The 23,930-nt window shown below is 58.2% G+C and carries 27 protein-coding genes, 1 tRNA gene and 3 pseudogenes; 9 read left to right on the forward strand and 22 right to left on the reverse strand.

The window, feature by feature from the left end:
- Positions 1 to 50 precede the first annotated feature (50 nt).
- Together CKW25_RS22015 and CKW25_RS22020 are read right to left on the reverse strand one after the other, a co-directional pair.
- Positions 51 to 428, reverse strand: a complete 378-nt coding sequence (locus CKW25_RS22015) for a cupredoxin domain-containing protein (protein ID WP_095082515.1) — start codon at positions 426 to 428, stop codon at positions 51 to 53.
- Between the two features lies 1 nt (position 429).
- Complete coding sequence (locus CKW25_RS22020; RefSeq protein WP_095082517.1) at positions 430 to 960, reverse strand: iron transporter; 531 nt, start codon at positions 958 to 960, stop codon at positions 430 to 432.
- A 62-nt stretch (positions 961 to 1,022) separates the two neighbouring features.
- Between CKW25_RS22020 and CKW25_RS27145 the strand changes: the two genes are divergently transcribed.
- Positions 1,023 to 1,145, forward strand: a complete 123-nt coding sequence (locus CKW25_RS27145) for a hypothetical protein (RefSeq protein ID WP_256578006.1) — start codon at positions 1,023 to 1,025, stop codon at positions 1,143 to 1,145.
- A gap of 36 nt (positions 1,146 to 1,181) precedes the next feature.
- On the forward strand, positions 1,182 to 1,397 hold the full coding sequence (locus CKW25_RS22025; protein WP_095082519.1) for a DUF3079 domain-containing protein: 216 nt from the start codon (positions 1,182 to 1,184) through the stop codon (positions 1,395 to 1,397).
- Positions 1,398 to 1,410: 13 nt separating this feature from the next.
- Here CKW25_RS22025 and CKW25_RS22030 read toward each other — a convergent pair whose 3' ends face one another.
- From CKW25_RS22030 to CKW25_RS22070, 9 genes and pseudogenes are all read right to left on the reverse strand, one after another.
- The gene (locus CKW25_RS22030; protein ID WP_095082521.1) at positions 1,411 to 3,621 is read right to left on the reverse strand and encodes an LTA synthase family protein; all 2,211 of its coding nucleotides are present in this window, start codon (positions 3,619 to 3,621) and stop codon (positions 1,411 to 1,413) included.
- A gap of 225 nt (positions 3,622 to 3,846) precedes the next feature.
- A complete protein-coding gene (locus tag CKW25_RS22035; protein ID WP_095082523.1) occupies positions 3,847 to 4,113 on the reverse strand; it encodes an Ada metal-binding domain-containing protein in 267 nt (88 codons plus the stop codon).
- On the reverse strand, positions 4,110 to 4,721 hold the full coding sequence (locus tag CKW25_RS22040; protein ID WP_095082525.1) for a DNA-3-methyladenine glycosylase: 612 nt from the start codon (positions 4,719 to 4,721) through the stop codon (positions 4,110 to 4,112). Before CKW25_RS22040 ends, CKW25_RS22035 begins: the two co-directional genes overlap by 4 nt.
- Before the next feature lie 102 nt (positions 4,722 to 4,823).
- On the reverse strand, positions 4,824 to 5,252 hold the full coding sequence (locus CKW25_RS22045; protein ID WP_095082527.1) for a nuclear transport factor 2 family protein: 429 nt from the start codon (positions 5,250 to 5,252) through the stop codon (positions 4,824 to 4,826).
- 2 nt (positions 5,253 to 5,254) lie between these two features.
- Complete coding sequence (locus CKW25_RS22050; protein ID WP_095082529.1) at positions 5,255 to 5,980, reverse strand: SGNH/GDSL hydrolase family protein; 726 nt, start codon at positions 5,978 to 5,980, stop codon at positions 5,255 to 5,257.
- Between the two features lie 14 nt (positions 5,981 to 5,994).
- Positions 5,995 to 6,192, reverse strand: a pseudogene (locus CKW25_RS22055) (LysE family translocator); the annotation flags it as partial.
- A 189-nt stretch (positions 6,193 to 6,381) separates the two neighbouring features.
- Positions 6,382 to 7,185: a 2OG-Fe(II) oxygenase gene (locus CKW25_RS22060; RefSeq protein WP_095082530.1), complete on the reverse strand. Its 804-nt coding sequence runs from the start codon at positions 7,183 to 7,185 to the stop codon at positions 6,382 to 6,384.
- 83 nt (positions 7,186 to 7,268) lie between these two features.
- Entirely contained in the window at positions 7,269 to 8,078 is an 810-nt protein-coding gene (locus tag CKW25_RS22065; RefSeq protein ID WP_095082531.1) for a glycosyltransferase family 2 protein, read from the reverse strand.
- Positions 8,079 to 8,578: 500 nt separating this feature from the next.
- Positions 8,579 to 8,755, reverse strand: a pseudogene (locus CKW25_RS22070) (LysE family translocator); the annotation flags it as partial.
- Between the two features lie 242 nt (positions 8,756 to 8,997).
- Between CKW25_RS22070 and katG the strand changes: the two are divergent.
- Positions 8,998 to 11,202, forward strand: coding sequence for a catalase/peroxidase HPI (gene katG, locus CKW25_RS22075; RefSeq protein ID WP_095082533.1), 2,205 nt, complete (start codon positions 8,998 to 9,000; stop codon positions 11,200 to 11,202).
- A 121-nt stretch (positions 11,203 to 11,323) separates the two neighbouring features.
- Positions 11,324 to 11,419, forward strand: a pseudogene (locus CKW25_RS27150) (DNA adenine methylase); the annotation flags it as partial.
- A gap of 23 nt (positions 11,420 to 11,442) precedes the next feature.
- Here CKW25_RS27150 and CKW25_RS22085 read toward each other — a convergent pair.
- The 4 genes from CKW25_RS22085 to CKW25_RS22100 all read right to left on the reverse strand — a co-directional run bounded on the left by CKW25_RS22085 (position 11,443) and on the right by CKW25_RS22100 (position 16,178).
- Positions 11,443 to 13,383, reverse strand: coding sequence for an acyltransferase family protein (locus CKW25_RS22085; protein ID WP_095082570.1), 1,941 nt, complete (start codon positions 13,381 to 13,383; stop codon positions 11,443 to 11,445).
- A 262-nt stretch (positions 13,384 to 13,645) separates the two neighbouring features.
- Positions 13,646 to 14,038, reverse strand: a complete 393-nt coding sequence (locus tag CKW25_RS22090) for a hypothetical protein (RefSeq protein ID WP_095082535.1) — start codon at positions 14,036 to 14,038, stop codon at positions 13,646 to 13,648.
- Positions 14,035 to 14,397: a P-II family nitrogen regulator gene (locus tag CKW25_RS22095; RefSeq protein WP_095082537.1), complete on the reverse strand. Its 363-nt coding sequence runs from the start codon at positions 14,395 to 14,397 to the stop codon at positions 14,035 to 14,037. Before CKW25_RS22095 ends, CKW25_RS22090 begins: the two co-directional genes overlap by 4 nt.
- Complete coding sequence (locus tag CKW25_RS22100) at positions 14,394 to 16,178, reverse strand: DUF1538 domain-containing protein (protein ID WP_095082539.1); 1,785 nt, start codon at positions 16,176 to 16,178, stop codon at positions 14,394 to 14,396. Before CKW25_RS22100 ends, CKW25_RS22095 begins: the two co-directional genes overlap by 4 nt.
- A 920-nt stretch (positions 16,179 to 17,098) precedes the next feature.
- On the opposite strand from CKW25_RS22100, the gene CKW25_RS22105 reads away from it, so the two are divergent.
- Positions 17,099 to 17,185 (forward strand) — tRNA-Leu (locus CKW25_RS22105).
- 162 nt (positions 17,186 to 17,347) lie between these two features.
- Entirely contained in the window at positions 17,348 to 18,574 is a 1,227-nt protein-coding gene (locus CKW25_RS22110) for an integrase arm-type DNA-binding domain-containing protein (protein WP_095082541.1), read from the forward strand.
- On the opposite strand, the gene CKW25_RS22115 is transcribed toward CKW25_RS22110, so the two are convergent.
- From CKW25_RS22115 to CKW25_RS22125, 3 genes are all read right to left on the reverse strand, one after another.
- Complete coding sequence (locus tag CKW25_RS22115; RefSeq protein ID WP_095082543.1) at positions 18,547 to 18,786, reverse strand: AlpA family transcriptional regulator; 240 nt, start codon at positions 18,784 to 18,786, stop codon at positions 18,547 to 18,549. The two genes, CKW25_RS22110 and CKW25_RS22115, sit on opposite strands and share 28 nt — an antisense overlap.
- A 43-nt stretch (positions 18,787 to 18,829) precedes the next feature.
- Entirely contained in the window at positions 18,830 to 19,108 is a 279-nt protein-coding gene (locus tag CKW25_RS22120) for a hypothetical protein (protein WP_095082545.1), read from the reverse strand.
- A 125-nt stretch (positions 19,109 to 19,233) separates the two neighbouring features.
- Positions 19,234 to 19,746: a class I SAM-dependent methyltransferase gene (locus tag CKW25_RS22125; protein ID WP_095082547.1), complete on the reverse strand. Its 513-nt coding sequence runs from the start codon at positions 19,744 to 19,746 to the stop codon at positions 19,234 to 19,236.
- Positions 19,747 to 20,330: 584 nt separating this feature from the next.
- Here CKW25_RS22125 and CKW25_RS22130 point away from each other — a divergent pair.
- Both CKW25_RS22130 and CKW25_RS22135 read left to right on the forward strand, forming a co-directional pair.
- The gene (locus tag CKW25_RS22130) at positions 20,331 to 21,002 is read left to right on the forward strand and encodes a hypothetical protein (protein WP_095082549.1); all 672 of its coding nucleotides are present in this window, start codon (positions 20,331 to 20,333) and stop codon (positions 21,000 to 21,002) included.
- Positions 20,999 to 21,295: a hypothetical protein gene (locus CKW25_RS22135; protein WP_095082551.1), complete on the forward strand. Its 297-nt coding sequence runs from the start codon at positions 20,999 to 21,001 to the stop codon at positions 21,293 to 21,295. Before CKW25_RS22130 ends, CKW25_RS22135 begins: the two co-directional genes overlap by 4 nt.
- 253 nt (positions 21,296 to 21,548) lie before the next feature.
- On the opposite strand, the gene CKW25_RS22140 is transcribed toward CKW25_RS22135, so the two are convergent.
- The 4 genes from CKW25_RS22140 to CKW25_RS22155 form a co-directional block, all read right to left on the reverse strand.
- The gene (locus CKW25_RS22140; RefSeq protein ID WP_095082553.1) at positions 21,549 to 21,821 is read right to left on the reverse strand and encodes a hypothetical protein; all 273 of its coding nucleotides are present in this window, start codon (positions 21,819 to 21,821) and stop codon (positions 21,549 to 21,551) included.
- A 442-nt stretch (positions 21,822 to 22,263) separates the two neighbouring features.
- Complete coding sequence (gene csrA / locus CKW25_RS22145) at positions 22,264 to 22,443, reverse strand: carbon storage regulator CsrA (protein WP_095082554.1); 180 nt, start codon at positions 22,441 to 22,443, stop codon at positions 22,264 to 22,266.
- Positions 22,444 to 22,508: 65 nt separating this feature from the next.
- On the reverse strand, positions 22,509 to 22,712 hold the full coding sequence (locus CKW25_RS22150; protein WP_095082556.1) for a hypothetical protein: 204 nt from the start codon (positions 22,710 to 22,712) through the stop codon (positions 22,509 to 22,511).
- Positions 22,709 to 23,158: a tellurite resistance TerB family protein gene (locus CKW25_RS22155; RefSeq protein ID WP_095082558.1), complete on the reverse strand. Its 450-nt coding sequence runs from the start codon at positions 23,156 to 23,158 to the stop codon at positions 22,709 to 22,711. The genes CKW25_RS22150 and CKW25_RS22155 overlap by 4 nt, the downstream gene beginning before the upstream one ends.
- A 153-nt stretch (positions 23,159 to 23,311) precedes the next feature.
- Between CKW25_RS22155 and CKW25_RS22160 the strand changes: the two genes are divergently transcribed.
- A partial coding sequence (locus CKW25_RS22160) for a phage antirepressor KilAC domain-containing protein (RefSeq protein ID WP_095082560.1) occupies positions 23,312 to 23,930 on the forward strand: 619 nt, incomplete at its 3' end.

Raw genomic sequence — 23,930 nt, forward strand, 5'->3', positions numbered from 1 at the left:
GTATTTGGCAACCCTATCCCTGACTGGACAGCATTGCGTGGTTGAGCCGGTTATTTCGCGAGGATGGCGCCCTCGGGCAACTGCGGGTTGAGCTCGTCGAAGAACGGGTAGTGGCCGGGCCGCAGGGGGTGAATCACGACGAAGGTCGTGACCCCTGGTGACAGCACCTTCTCGACCCGCAACGGGGTGCTTTCGAATTCCGCCGGCCCCTCGCCGACGTTCTTCAGGATGATCTTGAAGCGCTGCCCGGCCGGGACTTCCAGCAGGGCGGGGGTGAAATGGCCGTCGCGCAGGCTCAGCTCGAAGCTGGGCAATTGGGCGTGGGCCATCTGGGGTATGACCGCCCAGGCCAGTATCAGCCAGGCGAGGCGTCGGTGAACCGGGGCCAGGCGTCCCGGTGCCGGTGGCTCGGGTGGCAGGGGGGGCATTTTAGTAGCCGCCTTTTTTGCCGATCCCGGCATAGATGAACTCGTAGCGCAGCTCGCACTGTTCGAACCAGGGTTCGACACCGGTTTCCTTGTCGGTATGGCGGCCCAGGGAGCCATGGCCGCCGGGCGGCAGGAGGGTGAAGGTCAGCTGGTATTTGCCGGGACCCTGCAGCTTCACGTTGTCGCCGTAATGAGGGCCGTCGTTGGCGACCATGGCGTGAAAAATCCCTTTGACCGGTGGCTCGCTGCCGGATTTCTGCAGGCTGAAGGCAACGTTCAGGTAGGGCACGAAACTGCCTTCCTGAAAGCCCTGGCGATTGTCCGCCGTGGCGCGGACATCGGCTTCCAGGTGGATGTCGGAGTCGGCCGTGGCGCGCATCATGCCCGCAGGCGCCATCTCGATCGGTTGCAAGTACACCGCGCCGACCTCCAGGCCCGGGCACAACTGGGGCTCTCCGATCGGGTATTCCTTGGCGTGTACCAGTGGCGCAAACAGCAGCAGGGCGAGTGACAGCGAGAGGGGAGTACGCATGATGGCTTCCTGGGGGCTGACGAGTAGGAGCCCAAGTCTAGGAAGCATTACTGAGAATAATAATGATTATGGTCAATTTTCGCAGCGATCAACCGGGGACGCCGGTGCGCCTGTCCAGGCGTGTCATGCAAGCAGGGATGCCGGAATTGACCTGCATCAAGGGCATTGTCGTCCCGGCACGGTAGGTTGGACGCCTACCCATCGATCATCCGGGGATCGACATGGCCAAGACCTTTCCCATCAGTCCCAAACATCCTGAGCGTATTTGCTGGGGGTGCGACCGCTACTGTGCCGCCAGTGCCCTGGCGTGCGGCAATGGTGCCGACCGGACGATGCATCCGGCCGAGATGATCGGCGACGATTGGTACCTGCATGGCGACTGGGGCATCGAGCCGCCCGTCGCCACCGACAAGGCAGTGGACGAAGGGCGTTCCTGAGCGGGTCGGCGCGCTAGCTGGAGTGGGCGATTTCTTCGTCCACCGCCTCATCCTGCGGTTGTGCTTGCCCCGGCTCTTCGGTGATCACCGTGAAGTCACTGACCTCGACCGCGCCCAGCCCATAGCCCAGCAGGTGGAAGGAGAACGCCTTGCGCGACTCCGGGTTATCGAAGCTGAAATCCATCTCCAGCGGCTGGTCGGCGGTGACCATCATTTCTTCCGGCAAGCCCAGTGGCACATCCTGTTCCAGTTCCTTGGCCTTGAGCAGGATGTACGCCGTCTGCTGCGGGTCGACTGCGCGCACGGTCAGGCGCACGCGGGTCTGTGAGCCCTTGGGCATTTCCAGGTATTGCGCGCCGATCAGGTTGTCCGCCCAGTCGTCCTTGATTTGCGCCTGCAGCGGGATGATCGCCGGGCTGCCGAACTGGTAGTGCTGGTTCAGGGGCGTGCGCAGCAGGGTGCGATCCAGGGCCTCGGCCCGGGCGGTGATTTGCCGTGCCCGCTGGCCGCCATATTGCCCGCCATACACCGCGCGATCGGCAATGAAGCCCTCGCTGGCGTAATAGCGGCAACGCTGCTGGAAGTCGCACTCGGTGAACGTGCCCTGGCCATCGTGATAGCGCAGGTTGCCGTTGGTGTACGACATGATCTCGCGACCGGTTTCATAGTCTCGAAACAGCGAACGACCGCTCAGGCTCGGCGGTACCGGCAGGGCGAAGTAGTCGAGGACCGAGGTGCTCAGGTCGACATGGCCGTAGACCCCGGGATGGATGCGGGGCAGTTGCGCCTGCTCGGGTGCCAGGGTCAGGTTGAAGCCCCAGGAGGAGGCCAGGCGCACGCCGTCAATGCCGTGGGACTCGTCGGAGGTGATCATCACCAGGGTGTCCTGCAGAATGCCTTGTTGCTCCAGGCCACTGAGGAAGTTGCCCAAGGCATCGTCCAGATAGGCAACGGCCGCCTGCTTGGGCGTGTCGTAGCGCTGCAGGTAGTCTTCGGGCGCCGAGTAGGGCTGGTGTGTGCCGACGGTCAGCAGGGTGAGCATCCAGGGTTGCTGCTGCGTCTTGAGCTGGCCGACATAGTCCAGCGCCCCTTCGAAGAAGGCCTTGTCATCCTTGCCCCAGGGGAAGTCCAGGTACGACGCATTGGTGAACCAGTCCAGGCCCAGGGTGGTGTCGAAGCCGATGTGCGGCATGATCTTGTCTTTGGCCATGAAGCGCAGGCCGGCACCCTGGAGGTAGTGGGTGGCAAAGCCGTGCTTGCGTAGCTGGGCCGGCAGGCATGCCTGGTTACGCTCGCTCTGGGTCAGCATCTCGACGCCCTTGGGCGTGCCGTTGTCCAGCTTGTCGTAATCGCCACAGAGCATGGCGTACAGGCCACGGATGGTCTGGTGGCTGTGCAGCACGTAGTCCGGCGTGTTCATGCCGCGCTCGGCCCAGCGGCTGAGGTTGGGCATGAGGTTTTCTTGATAGCTGCTGTGCAGGGCCTGGCGGTTGGCTTGGATATAGGCACCGGGAATGCCTTCCAGCGCGATGATCAAGACGTTGCGCGCGCGGCCGGGTTCGGCAAGGATCTTCTGCCCGTTCAAGTCCAGTTGGGTGAGCCCGGCCATCTGCGGAGCCGTCTCGACCACGTCGCCCTCAAGCCATTCTTCCGTGCGCATCTGCACCTCGCCGACGCCGGCGGCCAGCAACTGGTGGGGCAGGTTGAACAGGCGCCATTGATCGGCATCGGACGGTGCCAGGTTCTGTGCGCCCCAGTGCCCGAGCAACAGCAGCAATGGTACTGCCCAGGCCTTTCGCGGTAGCGCTGGCCGGGGCGTCGAGCGGCCGGCCCACTGGGTGATCAGCCAAGCCAGCAGACCGAGCCCGAGGGCCGCGGCCAGCCAGGGTTGGGCGAAACTGCCACTGGTGGACTTTTCCACGAACTGCGGATCGATCAGGTAGTTGAGATCGCCGGCATTGGGCAGTCGCCCGACGGCGCTGACCAGTTCGGCGGTGGCCACGGACATCAGGCCCCAGACCAGCAACACCGGGAGCGCCAGCCACCAGGCACGGCGATGCAGGAGCACCACCAGCAGGCTGCCGATGGCGAGGTCGGACAGGTAGCCGAGTGGATTGAACCAGCCCAGTGCGGTGCGCAGGCACAGGGGGACGATCAGCACCAGGGTGATGAGGGCACTGAGGCTGGCGTGGGGGTGCTGTAACCAATGGCGAAAAAGATTCACAAAAAATACTTCCAGACACGAATTCTTCACATAAGTGTGCGCAATGGTACCAAGTGATGCCAGGAATGACCGGGATATTGGCTGTGGGATCGCCCGGCCAGGCGGGTTGGGGCACGGAACGCGCCTGGCACTGGCCGGGCGGCTGGGCTGCAGGCCAACGATAGAGCGCATCAGGGTGCCGGGGCGTGCCTGCGGGCGGTCAGGGGATTAAGTGTTTCAGGCTGTTTAACCTGAACGCCCAGCCGCTTCTTTCCACTGTGCATACGCCTGGGGCATGCACACCGCGCACGGGCGGTAACCGGCGGCGCGGGCGGTGGCTTCGTCGGCAAAGAACACCCGATGCTTGACGTAGCCGCCTCGTGCGATGGCGCGCAAGGCGCCGGGGCAATCCAGGCGGCCATAGATCCTTGAGCGACGATGGCCACCCAGCAGCCCCGGTTCCGTGCTTGGCACCGTCTCGCGGCGGGCGTTCAGCAAGCTGTAGGTTTTCATGCCTTCGGCACTCGCCACAGGTACCACGACGCCACTGTGCGGTAAGGGCGCAAGGATTGGCCAAGGTCGATCATCTGCTTGCGGCTCGGCGTGGTCGCCAGGCCTTTGAGACGTCGATAGCCATCCCGTACCCCGAAGTCGTCGGCGGGCAGGATGTCCGGGCGTTCGAGGGTGTAGATCAGCAGCATCTCCACGGTCCAGCGACCAATGCCACGCAGCGGGGTCAGGCGCTCGATCAGGGTTTCGTCGTCCAGGGCCAGTGCGGTCGCGTAGTCGGGCACCACGCCATTCAGGGTCGCTTGGGCGATCCCCTGGATGGTCGCGACCTTACTGGCCGAAAAGCCGCAACCGCGCAGCAGGGCAACTTCACTGGCCGCCAGTTGTTCGGCACTGGGAAATGACTGGTCGGGGAACAACGCGAGCAACCGGCCGACAATCGCATCGCCGGCGCGCACATGCAGTTGTTGATAGGCGATAGCCCGCACCAGCGCTTCATACGGATCGCGAGTCGGCTTGGGCTCGTGCAGGCAAGGGCCAACGGTGGCGACCAGGCGCGCCCAGTCAGCGTCGAGGGCGGACAGGAACTGGCTGGCGTGGTCATAGGGCATGGCGGATCCGGATAAGCAGTGGGGCACACCCTGGACAGATTAGCCCTGCGTCCAGAGTGCCGCACCCGGAGTCTTGCGGCCACATTCGTCGTGGCTGCGCCATCAGGCCTTGCTGGCGGCCAGGTAGGCGCCCAGGCGGCGTCCCATTTCTTCGGCCAGCGCCTGCAAACCGCTCATGGGACGGACCATCACTTCAAACTCGACGATTTTTCCCTGTTCGTCGAAGCGGATCATGTCGATGCCTTTGAGCGTCTTGTCGCCGACCTTGGCGCTGAATTCGAGGACAACGTTCAGTCCGTCGGCGGTCGCCAGCTCACGGTAATAGGTAAATTCCTCAAGTACGTCGATCACCGTATTGAGGATCATCGATACCGCGGGCGCCCCCGGGTAAGGCGAGTGGGCCATTGGCGAGCGGAACACTGCTTGAGGGGCCAGCAAGTCGGGCAGCGCCCGCAAGTCATGGCTGCGGAGCATGGCGTGCCACTGTTGCAGCGATGCTGCGGCGTTGGGATGCAGTTTCAGCGCGGACATAGTCAACTTCCTGTGTTTTTGTTGGGCTGGAAACGTTGCTGGATTGCCCGGGCCGCATGGTCTGCCCAAAGGCTGTAGATCGCCGGGCCCGGATGGAACCCGTCCGCCGCCATCAGGCCGGCCACCGGGGCCAGGCTGATGGTCAGTAATGTGCAGTGGTCCTTGCGCTCGGCCAGGCCGGCCAGCCGGTGGTTGAAACGACTGGCCCGGCTGCCCAGGTACCAGCGTAGCGGTTGCGGCAGCGCCGGGAACAGGTGCATGGGCGGCAGCGGGGACACCACAATCTGCTTCACGGCGTATTTGCCGCTCAACAACTCCATCAAGCGGTCCTGTTGAGCCAGCCATTGATCAGCGGTGATGCGGCTGGTGACATCGTTCACGCCTACGCACAGCAGCACCACATCAAAGGGTTCCGGCGAATTGCGTTCGAGCACGTTCAACAGCGCCCGGGAATCCAGGCCCGATTGCGCCCAGAGTGTCCAGGTAATCCGATAGTCGTTGGCCAGCCGTGCGACCAGTTTCCCGGTGATGGCTTCGTCCTGGGTCGCTGCGCCGACACCAGCGGCTGCGGAGTCGCCCAGAATCAACAGGCGCAGCGCCACGCCACGACCGGCCACGCCCTGGCGCTCGCCCTCGGCTTCCGGCAACTTTGGAGTAATCCAGCGGGTGTACAGGCCCTGAATCAGCAGAAGGGGCCCCAACGCAATCCTTGCAAAGGCTTCAGTCATTTTTCTGGTTCGCCTCAGGCGCGGCGCGCCATCAACAGTACGGTCGCCGCGGACAACAATCCGGCGCAGCAGCGATTGAACATCTCCTTGCCCTGGGGCCGGGCAAACCATCGACGCATGTGCAGGCCCATGTAGGCGTACGCCGCGATGGCAATCCACTCCTGAAACCGCGGCAGGAAGCCGGTGAAAATCAGGATCGCCTTGGGGGTGCCTGGGCTGAACGAGGTGTTGCATCGATCGGTTGAATCCACAACCCAAAACCGACAGTCGGTAGTGCCGCGACTCTGGAAAGGGTGAAGAGATCAAAAAACTATTTTAGAGCTGCGACCGAGCGTGGGGGCGCATCCGGATGTGCAAGCTAACGCTTGAAATGCACGAGCTCGATCGCCTGGCTATATGGTTTAGTTTTTCTTCTTGATGAGTTTGCTCATGTAGTACTTGAGGCTTAAACGATCTTTGGGCCTTGGCTTGTAGTGGGTTTTGTTTCGTTGTGCGGGATCGATCGCCATGGTTCCTGCAGTGTAGTAATAAAGCGCTATAGACCTGCGCGTGATGTGCTCTGGAGTCGTTAAAGGCTCTGGGTGCCCATGATTGCTGTCTTTGTCTGTGTTGAAAATGACGCAGCGATTGTAAATGGGCAGGACTTTTTTAAGGCAGGTCTTCATGTCGACATCCCAAAGTTCCAGGTTGCCGCCGTATTCCTCTTGCCAGTCTGGATTCAGATAAATGATGACATTCAGTCTGCGCTCGACATTAAGCTTTTTGTTGAGCCTGAAGTCTGAGTGCACCCCCAGGAAACCACCACTTTTCGTTTCATGCAGCCCGCCACCGGAAAAGTAGGGGTCGGGTATCAAACCCTCGATGCCTGTGAGCTTTTCAAGAAACTGCAGCATGGGCGCCGAGTTGAAGGCGTTGAAAACAGTCTTCAAATGCGGGGCGCATTCGTTCGGGCTAATTTGACGTTTTCGTTGACCTTTATAGCCGCGCTCGTAGAGCATTTCGTTGTTGGTTGGCTCGACTGGGAAGTGTGAGCAGATACTCGCAATCAGGTCTTCGTTTAAGAAGTTGTCGATGACGATGTGCGGAAATGGCGTAGCCTGAATATAGTGACTGGCCAATGAGCAACCAAAAGCGTTGGCGGCGTTCTGGTCGAAATCAAGCTCCGGGGACAGAGTGATAGGTAGTACTTGAGTGATGGGTGCCATTGCCGCTCCAATAACTTAATATAAAGACCTGTGGGTGACTTCAAATAGAGTCGAACGCACTGCTCGCTGTGTGTTTTCGTCGCTTAATTTTTGCTGTCGACCTTGTTCAGACGCTTAAGGATGTCGTTGTACATTTTGGTTCGTCTATGAGTCTTTTCATAGCCGCCAGCCGCTGCGACAGTGCCGGACTGGATATGATCCAGGTAACTGAAGATTTTACGCGGTGATAACATTTCAATGACATAGCCAAACTCGGTCATGCGGTCTTGGAGGGTATAGCCAGGAACGCGATCATCCATTGAAAAATGCATGCCGTGCTGTTTGATAAGTTTGCAGTTCCACAATGTACAGAAGCTCTTCAGGTAGATTTCTCTGTACGGTTTTGGTTCTCTGGAGCGTAGTCCAACGGAGATTTTCAGGCGTCTGAAATGATGTTTGAATAGCCGTGAGCTAAAGCGCCAAAGCGTTCTGACGGTGCCGCGATTTATTTGCTCTACACAACCGACGGCTACGACTTTTTGGTTTTTAATGCATTTATTCAGCATCATCTGGAAAACATTCTTATCGAAAACAAATGTGTCTGTGTGCATCAGGAATAAATAATCAGTGTCAATTCGCTCTAAAACCAGGTCAAGTGCTTTGCCATGCGCGATGTGCCCCGGCTCTGGTTCAGAAACAGAACGCTCGATTAAATTGATCCAGTCAAGCGTACGCAAGTATTTAGTGCTTTCATCGGCGGAATAGTTGTCAACTACCCATATTGGAGTGTTGTTGATGTCCACGTGCTGGCGCAATAAATCTAAACATATCTTGGTGATTTCTGGTGTCTTGTAATTTACTATGGCTATGCTGAAGGTTTTAGAGTTTTCAGTCGGAACGCTAGTGTTGTTCATCGTTCAGGCACTCAATATTATTGTGTGTAGATGTAGAGATAATTGAATCTGTGTCCGGTTTTGCTTATTTGTCCGTGCGAAGTTTTTGTTGATTATAAAGCGTAATTTATCAAGTCGTTTTGTTATGCGCTGAATAATCATGTTTTACTCAGGCCTGATTGAGAGCAGTCGATGCGGCTCATCGTATAAGGATCTGCTCTATAGGTAAATATCCGTGAATTAATTCGTTACATCCGCAGGCTGGTTAGGCGAGTTTCTCGGGACGGTGTGAACTGAACTGCGTACGGCATTCTGGTACTTTGTTACGTCAGAACCGTCCCAAACAGGGGCGTCACGCGCCGCGTACATAGGCCGGTTGAGCGGGCGTGGGTGCATGCGATTCATTTTTCGGGTACGACCACCTCAGTGAATGGAACCTCGGTTATAGGCACGAGTAAGGCCTGCTCTTGGCCGATAGTTGCCTGTCACCTAGATGTATATTGGGCATTGGCAGGCTTGTCCGCCGCCACCAGAAACTCCTGCCGGGCCAACGCCAGCAAACGCCCGACACCGGCCAGGCAGGAGGTGCGATAGCCGTAGCGGGTTGCATTGCTGACCGACAGCAGGTTGTTGGGCCCGGGCGCCATGTTCAGGGCGAAGCAGGCGGGGAGAAAGAGGGTGAGGGTGGCGAGATCCATGGACGGGTCCACACTTGTGGTTCTGTAAACGTCTGATTGTGGATCATGGGCGAAAGGTTTGTGAATGCCTTGAGCCGAGCCTGGTGGTCTGCGCAGGTCCTTCATGGGCGATGACCCAGCGGCGACAAGGGGGCACATCCATAGAGGCTATCAATACCATTCCCAAAACCTATTGGATGGGGTGGGAACCGCGTTCCACACTGCACAGTGGATTAGTCTGAAAACAACAGTTGGAGTTAGCCATGTCAACCGAATCGAAGTGCCCGTTCGCGGGTGACGCTCGTAAACATGTGGTAGCACAAGCCCCGTCGAATGCCGACTGGTGGCCAGATCAACTGAAACTGAGCATCCTGCACCAGCACTCTTCCAAGTCCGACCCCATGGGGGAGGAATTCAATTACGCCGAGGCCTTCAAGCAACTGGATCTGGATGCCGTGATCAAGGACCTGCATGCCTTGATGACCGATTCGCAGGACTGGTGGCCAGCGGACTTCGGGCACTACGGCCCCTTGTTCATCCGTATGGCCTGGCACAGTGCCGGCACGTACCGCATCGCGGATGGTCGCGGCGGCGGCGGGACCGGCAACCAACGGTTTGCCCCGCTCAACAGCTGGCCAGACAACGCCAACCTCGACAAGGCACGCAGGCTGCTGTGGCCGATCAAGCAAAAATACGGCCGCAACCTCTCCTGGGCCGACCTGATGATCCTGACCGGTAACGTTGCACTGGAGTCGATGGGCTTCAAGACCTTCGGCTTTGCTGGCGGGCGCGCGGACATCTGGGAGCCGGAAGACGACATCTATTGGGGGTCCGAGACCACCTGGCTGGGCGACAACCGCTACACCGGCGACCGGGACCTGGAAAACCCCCTGGGGGCCGTGCAGATGGGGCTGATCTACGTCAACCCGCAAGGCCCGAACGCTAACCCGGACCCGATTGCGGCAGCGCGGGATATCCGTGAAACCTTCGCCCGCATGGCCATGAACGACGAGGAAACGGTTGCGCTGATCGCCGGCGGCCACAGCTTCGGTAAAACCCACGGTGCTGGCGATGCCCAACTGGTGGGGCCCGACCCGGAGGCGGCCGACATCGCGCAGCAAGGCCTGGGCTGGAAGAGCGCCTTTGGTACCGGGATCGCGGGAGATGCGATCACCAGCGGCCTGGAAGTCACCTGGACCAGCACCCCAACGTCGTGGAGCAACAATTTCCTGTCCAACCTGTTCGGCTACGAATGGGAACTGACCCAGAGCCCGGCCGGGGCGCACCAGTGGAAGCCCAAGAATGGCGCCGGTGACGGTACCGTACCGGACGCCCACGACCCCTCGAAACGACACGCACCGTCGATGCTGACCACCGATCTGTCGTTGCGGTTCGACCCAGCCTACGAAAAGATTGCCCGGCGTTTCCACGACCACCCGGATCAGTTGGCGGACGCCTTCGCGCGGGCCTGGTACAAACTCACCCACCGCGACATGGGGCCGATTGCCCGCTACCTTGGCTCGCTGGTGCCGGCCGAGCAGTTGCTGTGGCAAGACCCGATTCCCGCCGTGGACCACCCCTTGATCGACGAGCAGGACATCGCCGCCCTCAAGGCCAGGCTTCTTTCTTGCGGCTTGTCCGCACCCCGGTTGGTCACCACGGCCTGGGCGTCCGCGGTCACGTTCCGCGGCAGCGACAAGCGCGGTGGTGCCAATGGCGCACGTATTCGCCTGGCGCCGCAGAAGGACTGGGCGGTCAACGAACCGGCTGAGCTGGTCAAAGTCCTGGGGCAACTGGAGGCGGTCCAGAACGACTTCAACAACGCGCAGTCCGGCGGCAAGAAGGTGTCGCTCGCCGACCTGATCGTGCTGGGCGGTTGCGCCGCCATCGAGGCCGCCGCGAAAAAAGCCGGTCACGACGTGAAGGTACCGTTCTCGCCAGGGCGCATGGACGCGTTGCAGGACCAGACCGACGTGGACTCGTTCGCTGTCCTGGAGCCGATTGCAGATGGTTTCCGCAACTACGCCAGCAAGGGACTGGAGGACTGTGCCGCCGAGGTGCTGGTGGACAAGGCACAGTTGCTGACGCTTACCGCACCCGAGATGACGGTGCTCATTGGCGGCCTGCGTGCGCTCAACGCCAACTTCGGGCAGTCCCACCACGGTGTGTTCACCCAACAGCCGGGAACACTGAGCAATGATTTCTTTGTGAACCTGCTCGACATGAACACCCAGTGGGCGAAATCCGCCACCGCTGAAGGCGTACTGGAGGGGCGCGACCGGGCCACGGGCACGCTCAAGTGGACGGGCACGGTGGTCGACCTGGTCTTCGGCTCCAACTCCCAACTCCGGGCACTCGCCGAAGTCTATGCCAGCAGCGACGCCCAGCCGATGTTCGTGCGTGACTTTGTCGCGGCCTGGAGCAAAGTGATGAACCTTGATCGATTCGACTTGAATAGCGGGGTATAGCGCAGAGGTTGTCGTAACGTTGGCAGTTCCGGCAAACAGCGCCTCGGCGCGGTTGCCGGCTCCAACATCTGCAGAAGGCATCCAGCGGCCATGAATTCTGGCTATCGTTGTCCAGTCTTCATGGCCCACGACCAACCAGCGACAGGGCAAGGCAGAGGTCGGCGGAGAATTGGTGATCTTGAACTGGGAGCCGACGACGTTGGGAGGGTGGTTTTGATACGAGTACTTTTTTCAGGGGGGTTATCGGTGAGCGCTGGCATCAAACTTCGCCTCGGCAGTACGTGGGGTAGCCACCGGTTTGCGCAGCAGTGAGTAGCCTCGATCGAGTAACGTGCGGCCGATAAAACGCGAGCCCACTTCATTCAAGTGCGAATCATCCAGGTACAGCAACTGGCCCTGAATGATTGGGCTGCACACGCCTGCCGGGCATATCACGTCATTGGGATTGATAAAGTGCACCTTCGGGAACTTCGCCCGCACGTCCGCCCAATAGGGCGCCAGGGTACTTTGAGGCACCGAGCAATTGCGGTCGATACCGAACATCAAGCGGCGAATCGGGCAGCTTGCGGCCTTTGCGATGCTCTGATTCCTCAAGATCACAATGACCTCGTCGCTATGCTCCACCACCCGCTTGATACTCGCTTCGACGATGTCTTTGGCAATCGCGTCTGTGGGCCAAACCGCCGCCAGTACCACGTAGTGGAATTTTTTCTGCTCGATCAAGCTGAACACCCGTTCGTTGCGCTTTGCACAATGGGCGGCATAGACCTCGGACATGTCGACGGTGTAGCCGATGATCGGCGGGCACGAGTCCATGGTGTAATCCATGATCGAGAGGTTGTCTGGTTTGGCCAGTATGTCGACCATGCCGGTGAAGTGGTTGGCAAACGAATCACCGATCATGATGCCGTCCAACTGTTCTTTTTTGACCCCCAGACGACACGCGTCATTAGGTTCGGTGCCATACAGCGCATTGGTGACGTGGCATCCGCTACGAATCTCGCTCGGCTTTTTCTGGGTCATCGCTTCAAGTAGCGAAACTTCAGGGCTAAAACGTTGCGGGAACCCGTTGAATTGCAGGCTCAACACCGCCAATGCGGCCAGTCCCAATGCCGGGACGGCGAATCGACGGGCGAAGATCCGGGAAAAGTGCAACGTCGCCCCGTTGCGCCGAAAGGGCACCTCGACATAACGCCAGGAGAGCCACGAGAGGATGATCGAAGTCGCGCTCAGCATCGCCCCGACAGGCAAATCGATAGGGATTTCCAGATAATTCAGATAGGCAATCAGCGGCCAATGCCACAAATACAGCGAGTAGGAGATCAAGCCGATAAACACCATGGGCCGGCAGGTGAGCAAGCGCGAGCGCATGTCGCCGCTGCCGGCCAGGATCAACAGTGCTGCTCCCAGGGCCGGGATTAGGGCGTTGATCCCGGGGAAGGTCGAGTTGGGGTTCAAGGCAAACAGAGAAAAACCGATCAGCAGGTAGCCCACCATGGCAATGCCATGGGCCGTCAGCTTCCCGATGATGCGCGGTTGATGCAGGTAGATCCCCAGCAGCCCACCCAGCATCAACTCGAAAAAACGTGTAGGCAGTAGATAGTAGGCGGCTGTCGCAAAGACGCCGGTCGCATATTCTGAAACGCCAACCGCGACTACCACGCCAATGGCCAATACCGGCAGCACGTAACGCGGCGCCAAGCGATAGAGCAACACGATGAACAGCGGCCAGATAACGTAGAACTGTTCTTCAATACCCAGTGACCACGTATGCAGCAGGGGGGCTTCACCGGCGTCGGCGGCGAAGTAGTTGCCGTACTTGACCCAGATATAGATGTTCGAAACGCCCAACAGAGAGAGCAGGGCGCTAACGTTGAGCCGGATCAGGTCGACCGGAGATAGGATAAAAGCCCCAACGAACACGGTTGCCAGCAGTACCGTTACCAGTGCAGGAACAATGCGATTGATGCGTCGCTGATAAAAACCCTTCAGCGAGAAAGCGTTGCGCTTGACCTCGGAAAAAACCTGGGAGGTGATCAAAAAGCCAGAGATGACAAAGAAGATGTCAACGCCAACAAACCCTCCGGGTAGCAGGCGGGTGTCGAGGTGATGCAGAAGTACCGCTATCACCGCCACCGCCCGCAGCCCATCAATGTCGGAGCGATACTTGCGTTGAGTCATGTGCCTGACCATCCCGAAAGCTCTTGCCATCAATCGGATGGCCCGCCCCATGACAATCACTGTCAGTATTTGGACACTCTCCATCCCACGTATCATTTGTAGTTGGAAGTTTGACGGTAGGCAAAATTGAATACGAAATAACCGCTTCGATTCTAAGAACGGCTTGCCGGCAAAGGTGTCGTCAAATGGTGCATTGGACTTGCGGGCGTCGACGCAACAGATTGGCTCAATCTATCAGCGGACGCTTCGTAATCTAGTGCTTTCAAAAGCCCTCTACCTTCGCGCCGGGCTCTTGCGTTACGCCCGCAGGCATCACCAGTGGCGTCGCGAAATTCAACGCAACCATGTACACCAAACCTCTGCCCGGCCCGGTCAGCCCGGCGTTTGCACAGATGAAGTCGAACACCGCTTCGGCCTGGGCTTCATCCACCACCACGTTGACCACACGGGAGAGAACCGCTTCCGGCACTTCGTTGCGGGGCGCCTTGGCGGCCTGCAGTACGGCTACACCGCGGCAACTGACGCTGTCCGCGCGCGTAATGCCATGCGCCTCTCGCAACAGCAGCAACAGCCTGCGCTCCGTGCCATCGTCGGGCAACACGCAGGTAATGAGTTTTGCAGCCCCGCCCGGTATACCTGCAACCGCGACGCTCACGAGGCATTCCCCTGTTCCAGCATTTCCCGGGGGATGTAGGTGGCCACTTTTTCCACCGGTGTCGCATAGATCATGCCTGCACCGGGAACATCCAGGTTGGCCGCGTGATAGATGGCCTCGAGTACCGCGTCCTGGTAGTCGGCAGCGACCAGCAGGCTGACCACTTCTTTCTCCGCATCGATGGCGATGCTGAGCAGGCCGTGCCGCTCACGGGGGCCAAGCCCGTTGGCGTGGTAGACAATGGCGCCTGGCGCGCCCATGCCCTGGGCCGCACGGATCACCAGGTCTGCGCGCCCGACGGGGACAATGCAGGTGATCAGTGCAACGTCAGTAAGGTAGGTAATTCCTTCAGCTTTCATCCCGCTTCTCCCGTGCCCAATAATTGATTCGCAGGCTGTTTCGTGACGGCCTTTGCCTGTCTCCACAACTGGAAACGCGCCCACTGTCCGAGGAGCATGACGGTGATCACGGGGCCGACGGATGCCATACACAGAATTCCGAAACCCTCGACTGCGTTGGTGGCATTGCCCAGTCCCAGCCCCATGGCCAGAACGAGCGGCACGGTGATTGGCCCCGTGGTGACACCCGCACTGTCCCAAGCCACATTGACAAACTCTTCGGTCGAAAAGACCGTCAGCACCACAGCGAATAGATAGGACGGCACCACCAGCCAGACCAGTGGCAGGCCGAACACCAGCTTGGCCACACCCACGGCAATACCGCAGGCGACGCCTATCGATACCGCACGTATCAGGCTGCGCTTGCGGATAAAGCCGTTGGTCAGGGTCTCTGCGGTGACTCCGAGCGCATTCAGCGCGGGTTCGGCGACGGTCGCGCCGTACCCGAGCACCCAGGCGAAGGCCAGGGCCAGCACCAGCCCCACCTGATACCTGTAGAGCGGGGAGTCGTCCGAGCCGGGAGTCTGCATGAAGGCCGTCGGAATCAGCGAACCGGCACTCCCTCCCAGCTTCGACAGACCGTAGGTCAGCCCGAGATTGAACACGCACATGCCCACCACGGTCAGGGCGATACCGAGGAAGATCTCACCGCGCCGCGGCAGGCTCTGGCGCAGCAGCAGTTTCAGTATGATTAGTAGGAATACCACCAAAGGCACGATGGCCCGTAGCCCCGAAACAATCTCCAGTCCGGGGCTGACCTTGTGCCAGTGCGCAGCCTGTTGTCCGGCGTCGGTAGCGGCCTGCGCCGCGGCGATGATTTCCGCCGGCGAGGAGATAGCCGCCACGTACAGGCCCAGTGCCATTACCCCGATGACGGGAAACAGCGAGGCCAGGGTGACAATACCGAACCCGGACAGCCCGGAACCGCCCTTGCCTGCGGCAGCCGCGATGCCGATGCCTAGCGCCAGGACCAGCGGTACAGTGACCGGCCCGGTGGTGACCGCGCCAGCATCCCAGGCCAGGCCAATAACCTTTGCCAGCTCAGGGTCACTGCTCATATACACCGTCAGCAGCAGAACGGGCGCCAGCGATAAATAGATCAACGGCTTCAGGCTCCAGCCGTAGAGGAAGCGGAGCGTGCCGGCTACAGCGGCCAGGCCGACGCTGGCCCCTACAACCAGGACCAGTTCGCTGGTCCACTGATTGAGTATCGCCCAGAGGTAGGGCGCGTGCTGCGCAGAAACGTTCTGCCCAGCGGCGCGCAGCGCGCCGATAGCGGGCTCGGCGAACGTCACCCCGATGCCCAGCAGCAGGGTAACCAGCAACACCACAGGCAGGGATAACTTGCGCGGAAGGTTGCTGCCGATGATTTCGCCGAATGGCATCAGGCCGAGTTTCAGCCCTTCCATGAACAGCATCAGGCCGACGATCACGGCGAACAGGCCGCCCGTGACAAGCAGCGAGTCCTCCACCAACTGGCGCAGGATGATGATCTGAAACAACACCAGGTACAGGGCCAGCGGCACCACGGCGCGAAGCTGCGCCATCAGCCGGACATTGATATAGGGCTTGAGGATGGCGGCGATCTCGTCTCCGCGCAATTTCGCAGCTTTGTGGGGCGCGGCCTGCCAGCGGCCATCGACATCGCGAACCGGTGCGGATACCAGTTCACGCATGGGTATTTCGCGGCGACCGGCTCCGATCATGTGCATGTAGTCGGCGTAGCGAATGGGGTCTTTCATAGGCTCATCTGTTGAGGTTGATCTACCGGTGTACGATCAACAGGCGGTCTCGCATTGTCGCGACTCGGGCTAAAAGCCTATTTTCTTTTCCTGTCGCGTAGGATTTTGCCTGCCCTCGGCAAGCAACGTGATGACTTTAGTCATGATGTTGATTGATCTATCACCCCTGCTTTCGCAGGCATCCGAGGGGGATTTTTGTCCTTTTCCCCGCTAGCGGGAAGGGCCGATACCACTCATTCCGGTCAAGGGTGAGGTGACGAACCCCGATCGCTTCGAACTCACGTAATCCCACGGCCTGGAGGCTTCTGTACCCACTGATCCCCGATCTGGCGCCGGATGCCCCGCGCCAGGCCGGGGCAGGAGGGCGCCTGCCCGGCTCGCTCAAGGGGTGATTCTGATCCGTATTTTTCGTTGCTTTCTGCTGCTGTAACGAACACCGCCCGCGCCGCACAATAACGCCACGACCGCAGACTGAAGAGGGTGGAGACCACATGTTGAAGATGGCCGTGTTTCTGGGTGGATTTCTGGCGTTAACCATCCTGATTGGTGCACTCGCCACCATTTCTCCGGTTTGACCGGAAGAGGGCAAGAGCCACGTTCGGCAACCCCGACCCTTGCACGCCAAGGGGGGAAGGCCTTTAAAAATCAGTGGCTTGGACAACAGTGCGCGTGCTAACCTAATGAATCTAAGGGCGTTATGGCTGGATCGTTCGCGACCTCGGCCGACCCTGTAGAAAGCTCTGTAGATCCATGATCTACAGAGCTTTTTTGTTTCGATTGCGTTGCAAGGTTTTGTCTTGAAATTAACCTCGACGAACTTGCTTAGCAGGGGATGGCTGTATATATTTCTCCCCCTGCCGCGACAGTGGCAAAAACGACGGGTTTGCAGCAGATCGTCGTGAACGCATCACCGCGCTACCGCCCGAATGGCGAAACTGGTAGACGCATGGGACTTAAAATCCCCCGCTCGTAAGGGCGTGCCGGTTCGATTCCGGCTTCGGGCACCATTTACGCTTCCAAGGTTATACCAGACCTTCTCAAAAGCCCCGCAGGCATTGGCCTGGCGGGGCTTTTTCGTTATTGCTCCCCTCCATCATTTAGCACGTCTTCTCAATTTTTTTAGTACATTGCTCAGCACATCTGAATTCGACTGCCATGGTTATGTACTAATGCCCCTCACTGATACAGCTGTCAGGCAAGCAAAGCCCAAAGAGAAGGATTACAGCGTCAGCGATACCGCTGGATTGTCCTTATTTGTAGCTGTCAAAGGCTCGAAAGCGTGGCACTTCCGATTCTCATGGCATGGACAGCAGCCGCGCATATCCCTGGGCACCTACCCCGAAATATCCCTGAAAGAAGCCCGCGAACGCCGGGACCAGGCCCGCGCTCTTATTGCAAAGGGAGTTGACCCTCGTTCGCAGCGCCGTGAAGAGAAGCGTGCAGCCATTACCGGCGCGGTGAAGACCTTCGAGGTTGTGGCCAACGAATGGTACGCCTTCAAGGCGCCACGCATGCTGACTGCCAAAAAAGGTGGCGCTACTCAGTCGCGCATGTATCTGGACAAGGATCTGATCCCGGTGCTTGGCAAAATCCCGGTGGCCGATGTGAAACGCGCTGATGTACTAAGTGCCATGCGTCGAGTCGAGGCACGCGGTGCACTGAACGTGGCACGAAAGTGTCGTTCATGGCTCAACGAGATTTTCAGGTTCGCCATCGCTTCCGACTACATTGAAACCAATCCTGCCTCCGACCTGGATATCGTTGCGGTCAAAGAGCCACCGGAGAAGCACAATCCGATGCTTCGACAGGCAGAGCTGAAAGACTTCCTTGTGGCGCTTCGTCAATTCAATGGGGCTGCCTACACGAAGAGCGCGATCCGTATTCTGCTTCTGACCGGGGTGCGCACCGGTGAACTGCGCAATGCAACCTGGAGTCAGTTCAATCTCGATGACGCGCTCTGGACTATTCCGGCCGAAGGCGTAAAGCAGCTACAAAAGGTGATCAGGGCAAAAGGGGGGGATAAGGTGCCGGCCTATCTGGTGCCACTGTCGCGGCAGGCGGCTGAAGAGGTACGTCAGGTCCATGAGATGACTGGCCGTTACAAACTGCTGATCCCGGGTCGGAGTGACCCGGGCAAGCCGATCAGCGACGGTACAGTCAATATGGCCCTGAAGCGCATGGGGTATGAAGGCAGACTGACCGGGCACGGTATCCGCGCCACAATCTCAACGGCCTTGAACGAGATGGGTTACAACGAGGACTGGATCGAGGCGCAGTTGTCGCATGCGAGCTCGAGCAAAGTACGGAAGACGTACAACCACGCGGAATACGTCGAGCAGCGACGGGGGATGATGCAGGACTGGGCCGATTATCTGGACAAGCTAGAGGGGAGGTAACCATTCTGCTCGCGGGCAGCTGCACGACTGGCTGCCCATTGCGTGACTTCCGAACGAATCCAGGCGACTGCCTTGTCACCAATCTTGGCCTGACGCGGGAATTTTCCGCTGGTCGCCATACGGTAAATGGATGCCGTGCTGAGCCCGGAGATGCGGCGTACTTCTGGCAGGCGGATGTACTCGATGAAGTCTTCATTTTTTTCAGTATTCATTTGATGCTCCATGCCACGCGTGGCGGTAGAAGGAGGGGGGGGGTCAGATGATGGCGGTCAGCGTCTTACTGCCGTCGGCATGGGTGGTGGTCATGTGCATTACGGAGTGGCTGGGCGGCCGGATGAGATTCAGCGCCTGGACAAACCTCTCGCACGACACCTCATCCGTGCCAGGCAGGATGGTGGTGCAGAACAGCTCTCGCTCATCCTCGTCCTCAAGCTGGGCAGAAAGCAGCAAGGCAATCTCATGCTCTCTGCAGATAGCGATGATCTTGTGGACCAGAGGGTTGATTTGTTCGTCGTACACGTTTTCTTTGGTCATGAGAATTCCTCGCCGGCCGTTCACCGGCAGGCTGGTAGTGGTTTGTCGAAATCTGATAAAGGGAGTTAGGCAGGTCTTGCGGGTGAGCTACTGTTGATGCGCTCGCCTCACCAGTTGCTGGCCATTCAGCCCCCTTCCTGAGGTGGCTGGTGGGGCGAGCTCTTTTGCCGTTTCATGAACGTGATCCAGTGCGTTTTTTCACGCTTGCCGGACTTGTGGCCAAACAGGGGCTTTTCATCAGTGAGGGCGAGCAGTTCGCTAACCAGCACCTGTGTTTCGTTCCACTTGAAGATCAATATGCCTTCGGGCTCCAGCACCCGGAAGCACTCAGCGAAGCCCTGGCGGATGTCCTCGCGCCAGTCGGCTGTGAGCATTCCGTACTTAGCGCGCATCCAGCTGTTGATGCCGGCGCGGGTAAGATGCGGTGGATCGAACACCACGAGGCGAAAGGTGTCGGTATCGAAGGGCAGCTGACGAAAATCCATGAGGACGTCGGGTTCCACTTTCAGCACCCGTCCGTCGCAGAGCAGGTGCTGCTCATCACGGATGTCGCCGAACAAGGCGCGCTGGTCTTTCTTGTCGAACCACATCATTCGGCTGGCGCTGCAGGGGTCGAGAACTCTTGCAGCGGCGGTCATCGCCGTTGCCCTGTGTAGATGAGCCAGGCGATGTAGGCGAGGGCAAAAAAAGGCATAGGCCGTCCTTGCCGCTATGGCGGCTGACTTTGAAGGGGAAGGAGTTATTTGGTGTTGAGCTTGATCGTTTCGTCGATTGCCCAATTCACGCCATTGTCGAAGGTGTTGCCAACATCACTGTCCCGGGCTTTAAGTACGCTTTCCACGAGCTCAGCCGGCGCCACGGTGTCTCTTGAATATTTCCAGCCTGCATGGTCACCCTTGTGCTCATAGTGCTTCTCCCAGCGCTGTCTCTCCCACGCTACCGGATTGCCCTAGGGGGGGGGGCGCGGCGGGCTTGTCAACGTTCAACAGCAGGAACAACTATTCGCCGAAGTCGTGGACTTCATAACTATCCATAAGGTGCTGACGAAAACCCCCAGCCGCTCACGCGGCGCGCTGATCATCTTTTCGATATTGCATGACCGGTTATTTATAGGCATAATTTTCTGTCAAATATTTTTCACAAGAAGGCTCTGCTTTCAGAAAGTTGTCGTTTGCTATCGAACGAAAATTATGGAAGCCAGCAATTAAAACAGGGATTGTAAATGGCAACAGATGACTCGGTAGCAAAAAACCAGGCGAGTAAGTGGTGGTCGGGAAGTAGGGATGTCTCGGTTTCTAGAACTTATACGCTGCTTTGGATCAATATGGTCATTGGCCTGTTGTTCTACTGCGCTTTCTCTGTAATACCGCCGATTAAGGGTATTTTAATTAAAAAAGAAGAAATTATGTCGGCTCAATTGGACGGCCTGCAGAGAATTCCTCGCATTGAAGAAGCGATTGGAAGGATGGAAAAAAGACAGGCTTTACTTACTTCTGAGTCTGTTGATGCGCGCCTCAAAAAAATAGAAGTGGCTGTGGCGGGTGGAAAATTGAACGTTGATGATATTCGCTCATTAGTTCAGTTGAATGAGGAGGTTAAGGGGTTGAAAGATTTTGTGGTCAAAGATCCTTCGTCCTTTTTTGAGCTTAAAGAGCTGCAAGGGAATTATAAAAGCTTGATTAGTGATCAAGGAAAATATGCTGTCAAGGATGTTGTTGATTCTCAGATATCTACAATTCAATGGGTTGGCGGTATAGCGCTAGGGATTTTTGGTATTATTCTCGCGATCGTCTTTAACCCATTTGGTTCTAAATCTTTAACCACCCGTCCACTGAAGCAGAAAGGTACAGCTGGCGATGGTGCAGGTAGCGCGACTGAGGAGGAAACTCTGTGATTTCTCTTGTCACGTTGATATTGTCTGCGGATAAACTGGATCTTCCTAAAAAGGAAGAGGTAAGAAACATTATTCGCGAATTGGGTTTTGATACTTATGTCGTGAGTGACAAAGATAAGAAACTTCCCCTGCCTGACATGGTTTTCTGCGGTAAGTTTGAAGGCGCAACTGCTGGGAAGATTCGAGATGATGTTACTCAATTGGTTTATGAGCCTCTCAAGTCCGCTGGGGTTAAAACTAGAGCCATGGTGTTGGTAAGTAATGGTTACGCTTGGGGGCTTAGAAGCGTTTAGTCGTCAGGCCTGACGCTCATCGTATAAGAGGGGAAGGCGCTGGCGGGCAGAACCGTAGTGTCAGGTGGCGACCTCGTTCAACTGTGCTGTCTTCGGCATCGCCCAGATCGGCGCAGTTGTTGATGGCCAACAGGCCTCTGGGGGAAGGTTGAATTGCGACTGGCGAAGGCGCTGGCGCACCGGTTTCTTGATTAGTCTCATGAGTGATCGGCGAGAATGATCGCGTCATGCGGCTGGGCCATCGGAGTGTCGATCACTGCGCACCTCCGGTAAGACGGTTGACCTTTTCTTCGTACTGCATGGCCAAGTCATGGGCGGCCTTGTAGTCCTGGCGGAAGGCGTGGGCCTTGCCGCTTGTCCGGTCGACGATCTGGAGCAGGCCGATGCCTTTCACGTTGACTTGGAAGCGCACAGGTTTGGGTGGCTCTTGCCGATCAGTGCGCCCGAAGAGTCCGGTTTGCGCCGCTTTTGTTTTTTGCAGTAGCGCACAGAGTTCATCGAAGCGCTCTTGGAATGATGGATGCATGGAAAGTCCTCAATGTTGGTTGCGTGTATTCGCTAGCAATCTGGCGGCCTGCTGGCTGCCATTGGGCGCATGACGGATAAAGGTAGACATAAAAAAGCCCGAGGGATCCCGGGCTTTTGTGGTACGTCACACAGACCTCCCTATGTGAGCGCTGGTCCGCCATTGGGCGGGCTTCTAAGTGGGCTATTTCATCGCAAATCCTCCTTGCCGTTTGGGTTGAGCGATGCAGGTGGCCGGCGCCGGGCCGGGTGTTCGTCCGCATTGGGGTGTGATCTGCCGTCCGGTCTGGGCTGCCCGGATTACTGGGCTTCCCCTCCCATCTTCACGCCTCGCCGAACTGAGGCCATGCAGACAGATCACACTCCGATACAGCCTGGTGCTGGGGAGGACCAGGTGCTCGGGCAGTTAGCGACAGGCTGTCGTTTTGGCGATGGTTGATTCGTTATTGGGGCTTCGACAAGCCCGCCTGAATACGCTGCGTGATCTCGTCTCGATGCACCGGGACATCCTTGGGTGCGCTTGTTCCGATGCGTACCTGTTTGCCACTCACACCCAGCACAGTGATCGTGATGTCGTTACCTATGTTGATGCTTTCGCCTTCTTTGCGAGTCAAAATCAGCATTGTCCATTTCCTTGCGTTAGTTGGTTTCCCAATGCCGCCTTGCAAGAAGCGGCATCAGTGAAACGTCATTGCATTACGCGGATTTCATTGCGCGGGAACCACGCGCCGTCAACCTTGACCATGCAGCCGACAAAGGCGGCGTAGCGGGTCTCTCGGTCAGTCTGGAAGCCGTAGTAGGAGCAAGTGGCCCGTGAAGCGAGACTGCTTAGCAGCATGCCGCCCACGATCAGTACAAGCAGGATCAGCAGAACCTTTGTTGCGTACTTCACGCCTCGATACCGTAGTCAGCTAGGCGCAGACCGAAGTGCATGCCTATTTCTTTCAGCACCACCATCTCTGCGGCCTCGATCTCTCCGTCGGCCTGAGCTACGGCCAGAATGTTAACGAAGGCTTCCTCCGCGTCGGCCGGAACGTTTTTGATGTCGGCCAGTTCGCGCTTGATCGCCAGCCGACCTACCTGGAAGTTGGCGTTCAACTGACCGGTGAAGCGATTGATGGTCTCGGTGATCTCGCTGCCGAAGTGCGTCAAATTTGGGTTGGAGCAAATCAGCTCGTCCAGCTTGGAAACCTCACTGGCTTCAATCTCACCATCAGCCGCGGCGACCAGTAAGCCGCCACCGACAATGGCCTGCATCAAGTCGCGGTTAACGACTTTCTTCATTTCGGCCTGAGCGTTGCCGACTTGTTTACCGAAGAGCTTTTTCATTCCGAACATGGTGTTTCCTCAGGGTGGTTACATCCCGATGCACCCTGTCGCCAAGGTGCAGCAGTGATGCTGTCTGTCCTATTGCCGCTGGAGGAGCGGGGCGCATTGCTTGCCGGATAATTCACGCGGTTCTGGCGTTTCACCATCGAGCAGCCGTCCAGGTTGTTCCTGTCGTGGGCAGGCTTTCGGGCCTGTCTGCTCGCCGGTCTGAAAACCGTCCGGGTGCTGGTTGCGAAGGGTGTCGTTTCTTCAAACGACACCCCCTATGTCCACCCACAAAACGGTCAGGTCTATCGCGAGTTCCTGTTGTCTCAGCGCGACACCCTGGTGGTGGTCTCGGGTTACAGCGTCGAGCTGCGCGCGCGGATCATTGACCGCTGGCAGGAACTAGAGGCCCAGGCAGGGCAGTTCCAGATTCCAGCGACTTACGCCGAGGCATTACAGGCTGCTGCCGATCAGGCCAAGGACAACCAATCACTGCGCTTGGTCATTCTCGATCAGGCGCCAAAAATTGCGGCCATCAAACGCTTGGCTGCGTCTGGCGGGGCGATCTGTATCACTGACACCGCGAAGCAACTGCACATCCCACCGGCCAAATTGTTCTCCTGGCTTGAGCAGCATCGTTGGATCTTTCGCCGCAAAGGCTCCAAGCGTTGGGTTGCCTATCAACCTCGTATCACCTCCGGCTACATGACCCACAAGGTGACGGCCTTGATACCTGACAGTGAGACCGGGATCGAACGTGCTGCCTTCGATCCTATGGTCACTCCCAAAGGCCTTG

The organism is Pseudomonas sp. Irchel s3h17, assembly GCF_900187505.1.
GTDB lineage: Bacteria > Pseudomonadota > Gammaproteobacteria > Pseudomonadales > Pseudomonadaceae > Aquipseudomonas.

Coding starts and splice junctions, on each gene's coding strand:
- CKW25_RS22015 (WP_095082515.1), bottom strand. CDS start 428: ATGCCCCCCCTGCCACCCGAGCCACCGGCACCGGGACGCCTGGCCCCG.
- CKW25_RS22020 (WP_095082517.1), bottom strand. CDS start 960: ATGCGTACTCCCCTCTCGCTGTCACTCGCCCTGCTGCTGTTTGCGCCA.
- CKW25_RS27145 (WP_256578006.1), top strand. CDS start 1,023: ATGATTATGGTCAATTTTCGCAGCGATCAACCGGGGACGCCGGTGCGC.
- CKW25_RS22025 (WP_095082519.1), top strand. CDS start 1,182: ATGGCCAAGACCTTTCCCATCAGTCCCAAACATCCTGAGCGTATTTGC.
- CKW25_RS22035 (WP_095082523.1), bottom strand. CDS start 4,113: ATGAAAACCTACAGCTTGCTGAACGCCCGCCGCGAGACGGTGCCAAGC.
- CKW25_RS22040 (WP_095082525.1), bottom strand. CDS start 4,721: ATGCCCTATGACCACGCCAGCCAGTTCCTGTCCGCCCTCGACGCTGAC.
- CKW25_RS22045 (WP_095082527.1), bottom strand. CDS start 5,252: ATGTCCGCGCTGAAACTGCATCCCAACGCCGCAGCATCGCTGCAACAG.
- CKW25_RS22050 (WP_095082529.1), bottom strand. CDS start 5,980: ATGACTGAAGCCTTTGCAAGGATTGCGTTGGGGCCCCTTCTGCTGATT.
- CKW25_RS22060 (WP_095082530.1), bottom strand. CDS start 7,185: ATGGCACCCATCACTCAAGTACTACCTATCACTCTGTCCCCGGAGCTT.
- CKW25_RS22065 (WP_095082531.1), bottom strand. CDS start 8,078: ATGAACAACACTAGCGTTCCGACTGAAAACTCTAAAACCTTCAGCATA.
- katG (WP_095082533.1), top strand. CDS start 8,998: ATGTCAACCGAATCGAAGTGCCCGTTCGCGGGTGACGCTCGTAAACAT.
- CKW25_RS22085 (WP_095082570.1), bottom strand. CDS start 13,383: ATGACTCAACGCAAGTATCGCTCCGACATTGATGGGCTGCGGGCGGTG.
- CKW25_RS22095 (WP_095082537.1), bottom strand. CDS start 14,397: ATGAAAGCTGAAGGAATTACCTACCTTACTGACGTTGCACTGATCACC.
- CKW25_RS22100 (WP_095082539.1), bottom strand. CDS start 16,178: ATGAAAGACCCCATTCGCTACGCCGACTACATGCACATGATCGGAGCC.
- CKW25_RS22110 (WP_095082541.1), top strand. CDS start 17,348: ATGCCCCTCACTGATACAGCTGTCAGGCAAGCAAAGCCCAAAGAGAAG.
- CKW25_RS22115 (WP_095082543.1), bottom strand. CDS start 18,786: ATGAATACTGAAAAAAATGAAGACTTCATCGAGTACATCCGCCTGCCA.
- CKW25_RS22120 (WP_095082545.1), bottom strand. CDS start 19,108: ATGACCAAAGAAAACGTGTACGACGAACAAATCAACCCTCTGGTCCAC.
- CKW25_RS22125 (WP_095082547.1), bottom strand. CDS start 19,746: ATGACCGCCGCTGCAAGAGTTCTCGACCCCTGCAGCGCCAGCCGAATG.
- CKW25_RS22130 (WP_095082549.1), top strand. CDS start 20,331: ATGGCAACAGATGACTCGGTAGCAAAAAACCAGGCGAGTAAGTGGTGG.
- CKW25_RS22140 (WP_095082553.1), bottom strand. CDS start 21,821: ATGCATCCATCATTCCAAGAGCGCTTCGATGAACTCTGTGCGCTACTG.
- csrA (WP_095082554.1), bottom strand. CDS start 22,443: ATGCTGATTTTGACTCGCAAAGAAGGCGAAAGCATCAACATAGGTAAC.
- CKW25_RS22155 (WP_095082558.1), bottom strand. CDS start 23,158: ATGTTCGGAATGAAAAAGCTCTTCGGTAAACAAGTCGGCAACGCTCAG.